General features: G+C 69.0%; 12 protein-coding genes and 1 rRNA gene. 6 read left to right on the forward strand and 7 right to left on the reverse strand.

Going from position 1 to position 14,131, the window contains the following annotated elements; all coding sequences use genetic code 11:
• Positions 1 to 745, reverse strand: a 745-nt coding sequence (locus tag E1267_RS37535) for a PucR family transcriptional regulator ligand-binding domain-containing protein (RefSeq protein WP_425465122.1), incomplete at its 3' end; no start/stop codon positions are given.
• A gap of 92 nt (positions 746 to 837) precedes the next feature.
• Between E1267_RS37535 and gabT the strand changes: the two genes are divergently transcribed.
• Together gabT and E1267_RS37545 are read left to right on the forward strand one after the other, a co-directional pair.
• Positions 838 to 2,166 carry a 4-aminobutyrate--2-oxoglutarate transaminase gene (gene gabT / locus E1267_RS37540; RefSeq protein ID WP_132340035.1) on the forward strand — a complete coding sequence of 443 codons (1,329 nt, stop codon included), beginning with the start codon at positions 838 to 840 and terminating at the stop codon, positions 2,164 to 2,166.
• A 177-nt stretch (positions 2,167 to 2,343) separates the two neighbouring features.
• Entirely contained in the window at positions 2,344 to 2,580 is a 237-nt protein-coding gene (locus tag E1267_RS37545) for a hypothetical protein (protein ID WP_165960012.1), read from the forward strand.
• A 156-nt stretch (positions 2,581 to 2,736) separates the two neighbouring features.
• On the opposite strand, the gene E1267_RS37550 is transcribed toward E1267_RS37545, so the two are convergent.
• From E1267_RS37550 to E1267_RS37565, 4 genes are all read right to left on the reverse strand, one after another.
• A complete protein-coding gene (locus E1267_RS37550) occupies positions 2,737 to 3,861 on the reverse strand; it encodes an extracellular solute-binding protein (RefSeq protein WP_132340037.1) in 1,125 nt (374 codons plus the stop codon).
• A gap of 84 nt (positions 3,862 to 3,945) precedes the next feature.
• Complete coding sequence (locus tag E1267_RS37555; RefSeq protein ID WP_132340039.1) at positions 3,946 to 5,451, reverse strand: CoA-acylating methylmalonate-semialdehyde dehydrogenase; 1,506 nt, start codon at positions 5,449 to 5,451, stop codon at positions 3,946 to 3,948.
• On the reverse strand, positions 5,448 to 6,728 hold the full coding sequence (locus E1267_RS37560; RefSeq protein ID WP_132340041.1) for an aspartate aminotransferase family protein: 1,281 nt from the start codon (positions 6,726 to 6,728) through the stop codon (positions 5,448 to 5,450). Before E1267_RS37560 ends, E1267_RS37555 begins: the two co-directional genes overlap by 4 nt.
• 68 nt (positions 6,729 to 6,796) lie before the next feature.
• Positions 6,797 to 7,156, reverse strand: a complete 360-nt coding sequence (locus E1267_RS37565; protein WP_246064503.1) for an MFS transporter — start codon at positions 7,154 to 7,156, stop codon at positions 6,797 to 6,799.
• Between the two features lie 29 nt (positions 7,157 to 7,185).
• Between E1267_RS37565 and E1267_RS37570 the strand changes: the two genes are divergently transcribed.
• From E1267_RS37570 to E1267_RS37580, 3 genes are all read left to right on the forward strand, one after another.
• Positions 7,186 to 7,452, forward strand: coding sequence for a hypothetical protein (locus tag E1267_RS37570; RefSeq protein ID WP_132340045.1), 267 nt, complete (start codon positions 7,186 to 7,188; stop codon positions 7,450 to 7,452).
• A 13-nt stretch (positions 7,453 to 7,465) separates the two neighbouring features.
• Entirely contained in the window at positions 7,466 to 9,094 is a 1,629-nt protein-coding gene (locus E1267_RS37575) for an AMP-binding protein (protein ID WP_132340047.1), read from the forward strand.
• 65 nt (positions 9,095 to 9,159) lie between these two features.
• Entirely contained in the window at positions 9,160 to 10,776 is a 1,617-nt protein-coding gene (locus tag E1267_RS37580; protein ID WP_132340049.1) for a PucR family transcriptional regulator, read from the forward strand.
• A gap of 431 nt (positions 10,777 to 11,207) precedes the next feature.
• Here the strand turns inward: E1267_RS37580 and trpS are convergent, their stop codons facing one another.
• Positions 11,208 to 12,170, reverse strand: a complete 963-nt coding sequence (gene trpS, locus E1267_RS37585; protein ID WP_132340051.1) for a tryptophan--tRNA ligase — start codon at positions 12,168 to 12,170, stop codon at positions 11,208 to 11,210.
• Between the two features lie 254 nt (positions 12,171 to 12,424).
• Here trpS and E1267_RS37590 point away from each other — a divergent pair, with 254 nt between their 5' ends.
• On the forward strand, positions 12,425 to 13,903 hold the full coding sequence (locus E1267_RS37590; RefSeq protein ID WP_132340053.1) for a phosphodiester glycosidase family protein: 1,479 nt from the start codon (positions 12,425 to 12,427) through the stop codon (positions 13,901 to 13,903).
• 147 nt (positions 13,904 to 14,050) lie between these two features.
• Here the strand turns inward: E1267_RS37590 and rrf are convergent.
• A 5S ribosomal RNA gene (rrf, locus tag E1267_RS37595) occupies positions 14,051 to 14,131 on the reverse strand; the annotation flags it as partial.

Raw genomic sequence — 14,131 nt, forward strand, 5'->3', positions numbered from 1 at the left:
GGTCATTGGGAGGGGCGCCACGGTGACTGCCACGGTGACTGCCACGGTGGCTGCCACGGTGGCTGCCACGGTGGCTGCCACGGAGGCGGGCTAGTTCGGCCGTCACCGTGCCAGTCCTTGCGCCGCGCGTCGCGTGACGTACCTCGCCCGACTCGTCCAGCAGCGCGGCCCAGCCGCCGACCTCCTTGGCGAGCCGGTCGATGACCGCGTACATGCCCTCCGGTCGCAGCGCGGCCCGCGTCAACCGTCCCTGGGCGTCGAAGGCACGGGTGATCTCCTCGTACTGCTCGGCGGCCAGGAGTTCGCTGACGGCCTTGCCGATGGCGATGAACGGCGTCTCGCGCGGCACTTCGAACAGGGGCAGCCCGTGCTCTTCTGCGGCGGCGACCAGGGCCGCGGGAACCTTCTCGTGCGAGACCCCCACGCCGAAGCCGAGGCCGGACACGCCGCGAGCCACCAGTCGAGCGACATATCCCGACAGGTCCCCAGCCATCCGCATCCCCGTCGTGAGCAGCAGCTCCCCACCCTCCAAGTACGGGGTCGGGTCCGCGAGCTCGCTCACCGCCACCCACCGCACCGGCACGTCCAGAACCCCAGCGCCGCCCCGGCCGCCCGCCCCGGACCGACGCGACCCCTCGGACGGCGCACGATCAGACAGCGCACGATCAGACAGCGGGCGGGCGGAGGTGCCGGCGAGTGGGCGGAGGCGCATGCGACGCGCCACCGTCCGCAGGGAAGGCGGCATGAGGATTTTGTCCATTCTGGCGAATACGACCGCCTTCAGTTTGACATATCGGTATATCGGCGCAGGTGAGAGGCCGCCGTAGCGTCGGGGCCATGAGCATTCCCCAGGAACGACGCGTCGTGACCGCGATCCCAGGCCCCAAGTCGCGGGAGTTGCTGGCCCGCAAGCAGGCCGCCGTCCCACCCGGCATCGGCACCGCCCTGCCGGTCTTCGTCACCCGCGCGGGCGGCGGGGTGCTCCAGGACGCCGACGGGAACTCGCTGATCGACTTCGGCTCCGGCATCGCCGTGACCAGCGTGGGCAACGCCGCACCCAAGGTCGTCGAACGTGTCCGGCGGCAGGTCGCCGACTTCACCCACACCTGTTTCATGGTCACCCCGTACGAGTCGTACGTGCGGGTGTGCGAGAAGCTGAACGAGCTGACCCCCGGCGACCACGACAAGCGCACCGTGCTGGTGAGCACGGGGGCCGAGGCCGTGGAGAACGCCGTCAAGATCGCCCGCCACGCCACCGGCAGGCCGGCCGTCGTGGTGTTCGACCACGGCTACCACGGCCGCACGCTGCTCACGATGACGCTCACGGCCAAGAACATGCCGTACAAGGAGAAGTTCGGCCCCTTCGCGCCCGAGGTCTACCGCGTGCCGCTCGCGTACCCGTTCCGCTGGCCGTCCGGGCCGGAGAACTGCGCCGAGGAGGCCGCCGAACAGGCCATCGACATGATCACCAAGCAGGTGGGGGCGGACAACGTGGCCGCCGTGGTGATCGAGCCGATCGCCGGCGAGGGCGGGTTCGTCGTGCCCGCGAGGGGTTTTCTGCCACGCGTCGCGGAGTTCTGCAGGACCAACGGGATCGTGTTCGTGGCCGACGAGGTCCAGACGGGGTTCGCGCGCACCGGCACGATGTTCGCCTGTGAGGACGAGGGCATCGTGCCCGACATCATCACCACCGCGAAGGGCATCGCGGGCGGCCTGCCACTGGCGGGCGTGACCGGGCGCGCGGAGATCATGGACAAGGTGCACGCGGGCGGCCTCGGCGGCACGTACGGCGGCAACCCCCTCGCCTGCGAGGCCGCGCTGGGCGTGATGGAGACCATCGAGGAGGAGGACCTGGTCGCCAGGGCCCGCCACATCGGCGACACCATGCTGCCCCGGCTGAGGGCGTTGCAGGAGCGCTTCGACGTGATCGGCGACGTGCGCGGCCGAGGCGCGATGATCGCCATCGAGCTGGTCGAGCCGGGCACCAAGGTGCCGAACCCGGCCGCCGTCCAGGAGATCGTCCGGCGCTGCCACGCGGAGGGCCTGCTGGTGCTCACGGCGGGCACGTACGGCAACGTGCTGCGCTTCCTGCCGCCGCTGGTCATTCCGGACCATCTGCTCGATGAAGGGCTCGGCATCCTGGAGAAGGCGATCGCCGAACTCTAGAACAAACCCATCCGAATCGGGCACCCGGCTTGCGCTGGATGCCCGACTTTGTTGGTGTAACTGCCGTCAGCTGGGTAGAGAATTCACCCTGACTTGACGCTCTGCTAGACGATCACAGCCACGGTCAGGGTTATAACGGTTCCGGTATACGGATGGGCAATGGCTGCGGGAAGCGTGATGAACTGGAGTTCCACCAAGACGGCGACGCGGAGCATGGTGACGTTCGACCCTGAAGGGCTGACCTGGGCTCAGCGTGACGGCGACGCCTGTGTCGTCTGCCACAAACGCTGGCCACGACCACGCAAGCGGGTCGGCCGGCTGCCCGACGACGCGCCGGTCCTGGCCTGCGCCGACTGCGCCGAAGCGCTCCTGCCCTCTCCCGCCGCGACCGTCGTCGCCTTCCCGTCACGCTGAACAGGTCCGGCTGAAACACCACGCCCCGTCCCCGTGCCGCAGGACAGCGAGACGCCCCGGGGCAGGGGGGGAAGGCCCAGGGCGTCTCTGCAGGTCACGCCCAGCGGGAGGAGGGGGCGCGCCCGCGGCACATCACGTCAGGATCGGCGCCCCCGTTCACTCGGCGAGTTCCCGCCACCGCTCGGTCCAGGCGTCATAGTCACTACATTCCCCGCAAGCGGGCGGCCGTACCGCGAAGACCACGTGGTCGAGCTTCTTGTCCTCGCCTGCGCCGTAGGCCTCGCACATCTGCCTGGCCCGCCCCTTGCACGCCTTGTCGTTGGCCGGAGCCAACCCCACCCACGCGGCCGCGTCGCGCTGCGCGTCGGCCGCGGTCACCCAGTTGAGCCACCGGTAGGCGCAGGTGGTGTCGGGCACGTTCGCGCCGAGCATCCACGAGTCGACCCACCCGGTGGTCCGGCGGGTGCTGACGGCCTTGATCGGCTTCCCCGCCTTCTGCAGCAACATCTTGTGGTACGGGGTCGCCTGGGCATAGTCGAGCGACCCGGTGGCGAACCCCTTGACCAGGTCGATCGGGTTGCGCCAATAGACGCGGTCCCTGCTGCCTTCCAGGAGCGCCACCGTCTGGTCGAGCTGCTTGGTCGTCAGCTCGTACGGCTCGTCCGAGCCGCCGGCCATGGCCGCGTCGGCTATCGTCAGCGGGGTGTCCCTGAGCGCGACCCGCTCTGAGGCGAACACCTCACGCAGGTCCGCGCCCTCGACCCGGCCGGCGTCGTAGATGAACTCGTGGTAGCCCCACAGGTAGGGCACGCCGTAGACCTTGCCCGAGACGGTGGACATGTCACGGAAACGCTCGTCGATGTCGTCGTAGCCGGCGATTTTGGCCGGGTCGATGGCCTGCACCTGCTTATTCGCGACCAGGTCGGCCGCCAGCACGGGCCCGGCGGAGATCACGTCGTAGGGCCGGTCGTCGACCTTGTCGGCCATTTCCTCGGCGGTTTGCACGCTGTCGAGCTTGGCGATCCGGCAGCCGGTCTCCTTCTCGAACGCGCCCGTCCAGTTGACCTTGGGGCTGGTGCCGCCGTACTCGGCGTAGCCGCGGTAGGTGAGGATCTGCAGGGTGCCGTCACTCTGCGTCGCCGTCGGACTCTGAGAGGGACTCGGGGAAGCGCTCGGAGAAGGGCTCGGAGAAGGGCTCGGCGGTGTGGGCCGCGCCGCTCCCATGCCGACGACCAGCGCTGATGCGGCGATCGCCAAGGCATAAGTACGACGACGATCCACGATGTCCCCCCTTGTCCCTCTGCTGGGAGCTTACCGGGGAGCGGGACGGGAGGGACGCGCATCTCTCCCGTCCGTAATCGCGGGTTACCCGTTCGTGGGGAAGCCGAGGTTCACGCCACCGTGCGAGGGGTCGAGCCAGCGGGACGTGACGACCTTGCCGCGGGTGTAGAAGTGCACGCCCTCGGTGCCGTGCACGTGGGTGTCGCCGAACAGCGAGGCCTTCCAGCCGCCGAAGCTGTAGAAGGCCATCGGCACCGGGATGGGCACGTTGACGCCGATCATGCCCACCTCGACCTCGTTCTGGAACCGCCGGGCGGCGCCGCCGTCGTTGGTGAAGATCGCCGTGCCGTTGCCGTACTCGCCGCCGTTGATCAGCTCCAGGCCCTCCTCGTACGAGCCGACGCGCACGATCGACAACACCGGCCCGAAGATCTCGTCGGTGTGCGTACGCGAGCCCGGGGGGACGTGGTCGAGCACGGTCGGCCCGAGCCAGAAGCCGGGTGTCTCGGCGGCCTTGCCCCCGCCGAGCACCGCCGTCTCGCGGCCGTCCACGACCAGCTTGGCGCCCTCCTCGACCCCCAGGTCGAGGTAGGACGCGACCTTGTCGCGGTGGATTCCGGTGACCAGCGGCCCCATCTGCGCCTTCGGGTCGTCGCCAGGGCCGATCACCAGCCGGCCCACCCGTTCGACGATCTTCTGCACGAGCTCGTCGCCGATGGGGTCGACGGCCAGCACGACCGAGATCGCCATGCAGCGTTCGCCCGCCGAGCCGAACCCGGCCGACACCGCCGAGTCGGCCACCAGGTCGAGGTCCGCGTCGGGGAGCACGAGCATGTGGTTCTTGGCGCCGCCGAGGGCCTGCACCCGCTTGCCGTGCGCGGTTCCGGTCTCGTAGACGTGGCGGGCGATCGGGGTGGAGCCGACGAACGAGACGCCGCGCACGTCCGGGTGTTCGAGCAGCCGGTCGACGGCGGCCTTGTCGCCCTGCACGACGTTGAACACGCCGTCGGGCAGCCCTGCTTCCTGCCAGAGCCGGGCCATCAGCAGCGAGGCCGACGGGTCCTTCTCCGACGGCTTGAGCACGAACGTGTTCCCGCACGCCATCGCGATCGGATACATCCACATCGGCACCATGGCGGGGAAGTTGAACGGCGTGATCCCGGCCACCACGCCCAGCGGCTGGCGGATGGAGTAGGAGTCGACCCGCGTCGAGACGCCTTCGGAGAAGCCGCCCTTGAGCAGGTGCGGGATGCCGCAGGCGAACTCCACGACCTCCAGGCCCCTCGACACCTCGCCGAGCGCGTCGGAGTGCACCTTGCCATGCTCGGACGAGATCAGCGCCGCCAGCTTGTCGCGGTGGGCGTACATCAGCTCGCGGAAGCGGAACAGCACCTGCGACCGCTTCATCAGAGAGGCGTCCCGCCAGGCGGGGAAGGCCGCCGCCGCGGCGGCCACGGCCGCGTCCACGTCGGCCGCCGACGCCAGCGCCACGTGCCCGCTGACCTCGCCGGTGGCGGGATTGAAGAGCTCGGCGGTACGGTCGTCGCCGTCCGCGAGCGCCCCGTTGATCCAGTGCTTGACCGACTTCACTGAGTTGCTGCCTCTGCGTTGATGGTTTCCAGTGCGGTGACGATGATGCCGAGCCCCTCGACGGCCTCGTCCACCGTGAGGGTGAGGGGCGGCGCCATGCGGATGGCGTTGCCGTACAGGCCGCCCTTGCCCGCCAGCAGGCCGGCCTTCTTGGTCTCCTCCATGAAGCGGGACGCCTGCGCGGGGCCTTCCAGCTCGACGGCGAACATCAGCCCCTTGCCCCGCACCTCCTTGACCACGGGCAGCCGCTCGGCCGCCTCCTTGAGCCCGTTGATGATGATGGCGCCGGTACGAGCCGCGTTGGCCTGCAGGTCGTGGTCGAGCACGAAGTCGAGGGTGGCGTTGGCGGCGGCCATGGAGATGGGGTTACCGCCGAACGTCGACAGGCCCACCGCGTGCGGGGCGTCCATCAGGTCACCGCGCGCGACGACGCCGCCGACGGCGAAGCCGTTGCCCAGCCCCTTGGCGAACGTGAGCATGTCGGGCGTGACGCCGTGGTTCTGAATGCCGAAGAACGCGCTGCCGGTGCGGCCCCACCCGGTCTGCACCTCGTCGGAGATGAACAGGATGCCCTGCTCGTCGAGCACCTCCTTGTACGCGGCGAACAGCCCGTCGGGAGCCATCGTGAACCCGCCCACGCCCTGGATCGGCTCGGCGATGAGCGCGGCCACGTCGTTGGAGACGGAGGTGGCCAGCACGTGGCGCAGGTCGTCGACGCACGCCTTGACGTAGTCGGCGTCCGACAGGCCCGCGAACTGGGTGAGGTGCCGGTCGGTGCCGTGCAGGAAGTGCACGTTGAGCGGGGACAGCGAGTTGTTCTTCCACGCCCGGTTGGCGGTGACGCTGATCGCCCCGAAGCTGCGCCCGTGGTAGCTCTGCCGCATGGCGAACACCTGGTCGCTCTTCCGCGCGTACGTGGCCAGCAGCAGGGCGGTCTCGTTGGCCTCGGTGCCGGAGTTGGTGAAGAAGACCTTGGCGTCGGGGATGCCGGACAGCCGCGCGATCTTCTCGGCGAGCTCGACCTGGCCGCGCAGCAGGTAGGCGGTGCTCGTGTGCACCACGCCCGTGGCGAGCTGGCGTTCGACGGCCTCACGCACTTCGGGCACGTCGTACCCGATCATGTTGGTCAGGATGCCGGCGAAGAAGTCGAGATAGCTCTTGCCCTCGCCGTCGGTGACGCGGTTGCCCTTGCCGCTGACGATCTCGATGGGCTCGGTGTAGTTGAGTGCCAGCCAGGCGGGCATCACTGCCCGATGGCGCGCGAGAAGCTCCGACATGCTCCCGAGTATTCCTTTTTCGTCCGCATCCTCCTATCTCCAGAGTGTCGGGTTAGCGGAAAATCGGGTTACACAATGTAACGACCCCTTACGAGCGACGAGCGTGTCCGCAAGCTCGACACACCGGCGTGCTCCAGCGGGATCGCCCCCATCAGCGACGCGTACGCCGACGGTCCGGCCAGCCCTCCGCCCGCGCCCATCAGCACGAGCGCGCACAACAACGACGGGTAGCCGGTAGTGGCCGCCATGATCACGAAACCGGCGGCCATGACGGACAGCCCGCCCGAGATCAGCGTACGGTTGCTCACCTTCTTCCCCAGCCCCGCGCCGATCCCGTTGAACAGCACCGCGGCGCCGGCCTGCGGCAGCATGGCGAGCCCGGCCTGCAACTCGCCGTAACCCAGCACGAACTGCAGATACTGCGCCAACAGATGATCAAGGCGGCCGGTTCACGGGGATGGACATCGACTTCGCCATCTCCACGCTCACCGCCTACGTCTTCGGCATGACGATCCGCGAGATCGCCTGGAACACCGCGATGGGCGACCGGTACGACGCCGACGAGATGCGCGCCGTGGTCACCAGGGCCGCAGCCGGCCATCCCGACATGCTGGAGCGCATCGACATGGACACCTACGACGACCCGCAGGCGATCCGGGAGATGTGTTTCGACTTCGGGCTCGTGTCGCTGCTGGACGGCCTTGAGCGGCGGCTGGCGACGTAGCAGGATCCGAGACATGAGCGATTTCCGTGCCGCCCGTGACTTCCTGCTCGGCGCCGACCCCGTCACCGCGCGACGCGACTTCCGCTGGCCGGAGCCGTCGGAGTTCAACTGGGCACTCGACTGGTTCGACGGGGTGCTGGCCGCCGAGACACCCGGCGCCGTCGCACTGAAGATCGTGGGCGAGAGCAGCGCCCGCTACACCTTCGCCGAGTTGTCGGCCCGCTCCAACCAGGTCGCCAACTGGCTGCACCGGCAGGGCGTGCGCCGGGGCGACCGCATCCTGCTCATGCTGGGCAACCAGGCCGAGTTGTGGGAGTCGCTGCTGGCCGCGATGAAGCTGGGCGCGGTCATCATCCCCGCCACCACGCTGCTGACCGCGAAGGACATCACGGAGCGCATCGAGCGCGGCGGCGTTGCCCACGTGATCGCCAACGCCGCCGACGCGGGCAAGTTCACGGGCGGCGACTACACGAAGATCGCCGTCGGTGACGCCTACACCTGGCTGTCCTACCACGAGGCGTACGAAGCGCCCGAGCGCTACTCTCCCGACGGTCCCACCCGGGCCCAGGACACGCTTCTGCTCTACTTCACCTCCGGCACGACCTCGCAGCCCAAGCTGGTCGAGCACACGCACGCCTCCTATCCCGCGGGGCACCTGTCGACGATGTACTGGATCGGCCTGCGGCCGGGCGACGTGCACCTCAACGTGTCGTCCCCGGGATGGGCCAAACACGCGTGGAGCAACGTGTTCGCCCCCTGGAACGCCGGCGCGACCGTGCTGATCCACGACTACCAGCGCTTCTCCGCCCGCGCCCTGCTGGAGGTGCTCCGCGACGAGCAGGTCACCACGTTCTGCGCGCCCCCGACCGTGTGGCGGATGCTCATCCAGGAGGACCTCGCGGCCTGGCGGCTGCCGCTGCGCACGGCCGTGGCCGCGGGCGAGCCGCTCAACCCGGAGATCATCGACCAGGTGGCCAAGGCGTGGGGCCTGACGATCAGGGACGGCTACGGGCAGACCGAGACCACCGCGCAGATCGGCAACGCGCCGGACGACCCGGTCAGGCCGGGCTCGATGGGGCGGCCGCTGCCGGGGTACGACGTGGTGCTCGTCGATCCGGTCTCGGGCGAGCAGGGGGACGACGGCGAGATCTGCCTGCCGCTGGACGAGCGCCGCCCCCTGGGCCTCATGTCCGGATATGTCGGTGGATCTAGTGAAGCTATGCGCGACGGCTTCTACCACACCGGCGACGTCGCCACCCGCGACCAGGACGGCTACATCACCTACGTCGGCAGGACCGACGACGTCTTCAAGGCCTCCGACTACCGCATCTCGCCGTTCGAGCTGGAGAGCGTGCTGCTGGAGCACGCCGCCGTGGCGGAGGCCGCCGTGGTCCCCGCGCCCGATCCGGTTCGGCTCGCCGTACCGAAGGCCTATGTGACGCTGGCACCGGGCTTCGAGCCGGACGAGACGACCGCGCGGGCGATCTTCGAGCATTGCCGCAGGGAGCTGGCGCCGTTCCAGCGGGTGCGACGGCTGGAGTTCGACGAGCTGCCGAAGACCATCTCCGGCAAGATCCGTCGGGTTGAGCTGCGCGTACGCGAGCCCCGCGGCGAGTTCCGCGAGGAGGATCTGACGTCATGAGAAGGGAACACGGCGTAAATCCCCCTTTACCCGTTCTTACAGGCTGATCAGCTAGGCTCTGCCCCGTGCTGCCCACCATCGCCGACGTCCTCGCCTTGGAGACCGTGCGCCGGGGCAACCCGCGCGTGGTCGCGGGCGCCGATCGGCTCGACACCAAGGTGCGGTGGGTGCACGTCGGCGAGATCGCCGACATCGCACAGCTCCTGCGCGGCGGGGAACTCGTGCTCACCACAGGCGTCGCGCTCCCCGACGACCCGGAGAAGCTCGCCGACTACATCGGCGAGCTTTCCAGTGTGGGGGCCTCGGGGCTGATCGTGGAGCTGGGCCGCAAGTTCGTCCGCGAGCTGCCGCGCGCCGTGGTCAAGGCCGCCGAGGAGCACGGCCTGCCGGTCATCGTGCTGACCCGCGAGACGCCGTTCGTGCAGATCACCGAGTCCGTGCACGCCCGGATCATCGACATCCAGTTGGAGGAACTTCGGGCCTCCGAGCAACTCCACGAGGTCTTCACCGAGCTGTCGGTCGAAGGCGCCTCGCCCGCCGAGGTGCTGGCGCAGGTGGCGAGGCTGTCCGCCCGGCCCGTGCTGCTGGAGAACCTGGCCCACCAGGTGCTGGCCTGCGAGTCCGCGGGCCGTGACGCGGGCGCCCTGCTGGCCGGGTGGGAGAGCAGGTCCAGGGCGGTGGCCCCGGCCGAACGCACCGCGTACGACGCCGCGTCCGGCTGGCTGGTCACCACGGTAGGCGCACGCGGCCAGGACTGGGGGCGGCTGATCCTCATCTGCGGCTCCTCGCCGAGCCCGCGCGACATGGTGCTGGCCGAGCGCGCCGCCACCACGCTCGCCCTGGGCCGCCTGCTCGAACGCCACCAGGAGTCGCTCGAACGCCAGGCCCACGGCACGATCATCACCGGCATTCTCACCCACGCCTACTCCGATCCCGAGGAGGCCGCCGCCCGCGCCCGTGCGGTCGGCGTGCCCCTCACCGGGCGCAAGCTGGTCAGTGTGGTCATCAGGCCGACCGACCCGGTGGACCAGGCGCTGGACGGCCAGGCGCAGCTCGGCGAGCTGGCCGAGGCGACCGCCGCCGCGTGCCGCGACGCCCGCCTGCCCGCCCTGGTGGGAGCACTCGACCAGGCGCGCGTCGGGGTCCTGATGCCGCTGCCGCCGCGCGCCCAGGTCGAGCCGGCGCTGACCGCGCTGGCCGACCGGCTGCGCGCGTTGTGGCGGCCCGGCTCGACGTTCGTGCTGGCGGCCGGCTCGCTGGTGGAGTCGATCCGGGACGTACGCCGCAGCTTCCTCGAAGCCGAGCAGGTCGCCGACGTGGCGGTCCGCCAGCCGGACGGCCGGGCCTTCTACCGCCTGCCCGACCTGCGCCTGCGCGGCCTGCTGCACCTGCTGCGCGACGATGCGCGGCTGCAGACGTTCGCCGAGCGGGAGCTGGGCCCGCTGCTGGCCCACGACGCGCAGCGGGGCGGCGACCTCACCCGCATCCTGCGCATCTATCTCGACGCGGGCAGGAACAAGGCGGTCGCCGCGCAGAAGGCCCATCTGTCCAGGCCCGCCTTCTACGACCGCCTGCGCCGCCTCGAACGCATCCTGGACACCGACCTCGACGACGTCGAGTCATGCCTCTCGCTCCACGTGGCCCTGCTGGCCCTGGAATCCTTCCGCCGGGAGAACCGGTGAGCACGCCGATGTATTGGAATGGGCGATATGTCCGATGTGCTCAGGCCCGACCTGGCCGATCTCGGCCGCATGCTCGCCACCGCGGGAGCCTTCTCGGTGCCCGTCAACGACGTGCAACTTTCCCCGGACGAGCTCGACTCCGGCCAGATCGTGGCAGGCGACCCGCCACCTCCTCACTGGAGGGCGGGGTTTCCGCCGCGTTTCCGGCCGCCCCGAGCTCACCCGAGACCGGCAAGGACCGTCACCGATCCCAATCTCCACACAGCGCAATAAGGCGGAGCGGTGCATCGGCTTGATCGAGCGATGCCGAGGGGCGGCCTTCCCGTTAGTCGGAAACGCCCGACAGAATGGGGCCGGTCCGCACCTACGCGGGGGCCGCCTGGGATCCACGGCCTCCAACCGGCTCGCAGCTCCGCACCCCGTACAAGCGCCTAGAAGCCCATCGCAGCCCGTACCTCGTCGAGGGTGGTGACCGCCCGCTCGCGGGCCCGTTCGTTGCCCTCCGCCAGGATCTGCCGCACGTCGTACTCGGCGTGTTCCTTCCTGCGCTTCCTGATGGGGCGCAGGAACTCGTTGACCGCCTCCGTCACCAGGCGTTTGAGCGCGGCGGCACCGCCGTACCCGATCTCCTCCGCCAGGTCCTGCGGCGAGCGGCCCAGGCAGAGGGCGGCGAGCGTGAGCAGGTTGGCCACCTCAGGGCGGTGCGCCTCGTCGAAAGTGATCAGCCGATCGGTGTCGGTACGGGCCTTGCGGATGAGGGCGGCCGTCTCGTCCTCCGTGGCCGACAATGTGATGGCGTTGCCACGGCTCTTGCTCATCTTGCCGCCATCCAGCCCTCTGAGCAGCGGCTGCTCCCCCATCATGGCCTCGGGCACCGGGAACACCTCGCCGTACCGTTCGTTGAAACGTCGCGCCACCAGCCGCGTCATCTCCACATGCGGCAGTTGGTCCCTGCCGACGGGCACCAGCGTGCCCTTGCAGAACAGGATGTCGGCCGCCTGGTGCACCGGATAGGTGAACATCAGGCCGCTGACCGCCCGCTGCGAGCTGTGCGCGATCTCGTCCTTCACCGTGGGGTTACGCTGCAACTCCGCCACCGACACCAGACTGAGGAACGGCAGCATCAACTGGTTCAGCTCGGGGATGGCGCTGTGCCGGAAGATCGTGACCTTGGCCGGGTCGAGTCCGACCGCCAGATAGTCGAGCAGCAGCTCGGTGATGTTGCGCTGGATCTGGCCGGGCAGGTCGCGGTCGGTGATGACCTGGTAGTCGGCGATCAGGACGTACATGGGATGGACGTCCTGCAGTTCGACGCGATTGGCCAGCGAACCGAAATAGTGGCCCAGGTGCAGCGGCCCGGTCGGGCGGTCACCCGTGAGCACGACGTCTTTCATGGCCTCTCTCCTTTGGATAAATGCCGTCCCGGAGAGAACCCACACGTTGACGGGCCGCCTCGAGACGGCCCGGACAGGGGTAATCAGTGGCCGTCTATCGGCCACCACCACATGCCGCTGTGTGTCATATCCGAATTGTATCCACTGGTGGTGTCAATCTCGTAACCTCTGCACTTCTTTCGCGTGTTCGCCTGCCTCAGAGACCTTGATCTCGCCAGGATGGTGCGGTCCCTTTACCGCCCTCTGGAGAATTCATGTCTCGACGCACTCTCGCCGGCGGCCTGGCCATAGCCGCGGCACTCACCCTCACCACACTGCCGGTCGCGTCCGTCGCGGCCGAGCAGGCGTCGGTGAGGTTCCCGTCGGCCAAGTTCCCGCTGGGCACCCGGCCCGCGGCGACCAAGAAGACGACGACCGTGGCACAGGGCATCGACCTGTACGACGTGAAGGCGGGCACGTCGACCGACGGTTACACGGTGACCGTGCTGATGCCGTCAGGCCGCGACTACGGCACCCTCCGCACCGCCGAGGCCGTGGTGGTCGAGGTGGAGGCCGCCGGAGAGACCCCCAGCCTGCAGAAGGTGATCAGGCCCGGCGTCGCCGACGCCCCCTCGCAGACCGTGTACATGGTGCGGGTCGGCCTGTGGTCCTTCAAGGACAAGAAGAAGGCGGAGAAGACCGCCAAGACACTCAAGAAGGCCGGCCTGAAGGTCAAGGTCGACTATCTCGGCGACGACGGCCTGAAAACCACGGGCCCCTGGAACGTCAAGGTCGTCATGATCGACAAGAAGGCCTTCCGCGGCTCGTACGCGGCCTCGCTCGGCAAGAGCGTGGCCAAGCGCGAAACCGTCTCGTCGATGGTCAAGGCCGGCAAGGCACTGGTCGGCGTCAACGGCGGTTTCTTCAACATCCACACCGCCAAGGCGCTGCGCGGCGAACCCGTCGGCGCGTCCGTCGTGAACGGCAAGCTCCTGAGCGAGGCCATCCCCGGCCGGTCGGCCGTGGTGCTCAGAGGCCGATCCGCGAAGATCACCGAGCTGACGACGACCGTGAGCGCGGTCTCCCAGGACGGCGAGAAGGCCGAGATCAACGGTGTCAACCGGGCCGCCGCCACCGACGAGCTGGTCCTCTACACGGAGGAGTACGGCGCCAAGACGCCCACCGGCGGCACGGACGCCGTGATCGACCCCAACGGCAAGGTCGTGGGCCTGCGCACCTCCGGCGGCAAAATCATCAAGGGCATGCGGGTGCTGCACGGCAACGGCGTGGGCGCCGACTGGCTCAACGAGCACGCCTGGCAGGACTGGAAGGTGAAGATCACCACCAAGGTCGTCGACCTGCGCACCAAGAAGGCCCTCAAGCTGACCCCCGACCTGAACGTGATCGCGGGCAGCGTCGGGCTCGTACGCAACGGCAAGGTCAAGATCACCGCCAAGCGTGACGGCCACGACTCGATGAACATGATCCTCCGCCGTCACCCGCGCACGCTCCTCGGCACCACGAAGAACGGCAGCCTCATCCTGGCCACCATCGACGGCCGGCAACCGGGCATCACCGTGGGCGCGAACTTCGTGGAGGCCGCCCAGTTCATGCGCTGGCTGGGCGCAAAGCACGCCATCAACCTGGACGGCGGCGGGTCGACGTCGATGGTGGTCGACAACAAGCTCGTCAACCGGCCTTCGGACGGCTCGGAACGCGGCATCGGCGACGCTCTCCTGGTCCTCCCCAAGTAACCTCAGGAGCGACTCCCTGAACCACCGAAGGGGCCCGTGCCACCACGCACGGGCCCCTTCTCCGCTCAGCGCCTCGCCCCAGGCCGCGCTCATCGGACACAAAAAAAGGGGCTCCACGCCTCAAGCGTGGAGCCCCTACAAAAAATTGTCCGGCGGCGACCTACTCTCCCACACCCTCCCGAGTGCAGTACCATCGGCGCAGAGAAGCTTAACTTCCGGGTTCGGAAT

Origin of the sequence: Nonomuraea longispora, from assembly GCF_004348345.1 — a bacterium.
GTDB classification, from domain to species: domain Bacteria; phylum Actinomycetota; class Actinomycetes; order Streptosporangiales; family Streptosporangiaceae; genus Nonomuraea; species Nonomuraea longispora.

Bases quoted from the DNA above. Each gene is read 5' to 3' on its own strand.
- gabT (WP_132340035.1), top strand. From the start codon at position 838: ATGAGCATTCCCCAGGAACGACGCGTCGTGACCGCGATCCCAGGCCCC.
- E1267_RS37545 (WP_165960012.1), top strand. From the start codon at position 2,344: ATGAACTGGAGTTCCACCAAGACGGCGACGCGGAGCATGGTGACGTTC.
- E1267_RS37560 (WP_132340041.1), bottom strand. From the start codon at position 6,728: ATGTCGGAGCTTCTCGCGCGCCATCGGGCAGTGATGCCCGCCTGGCTG.
- E1267_RS37570 (WP_132340045.1), top strand. From the start codon at position 7,186: ATGGACATCGACTTCGCCATCTCCACGCTCACCGCCTACGTCTTCGGC.
- E1267_RS37575 (WP_132340047.1), top strand. From the start codon at position 7,466: ATGAGCGATTTCCGTGCCGCCCGTGACTTCCTGCTCGGCGCCGACCCC.
- trpS (WP_132340051.1), bottom strand. From the start codon at position 12,170: ATGAAAGACGTCGTGCTCACGGGTGACCGCCCGACCGGGCCGCTGCAC.
- E1267_RS37590 (WP_132340053.1), top strand. From the start codon at position 12,425: ATGTCTCGACGCACTCTCGCCGGCGGCCTGGCCATAGCCGCGGCACTC.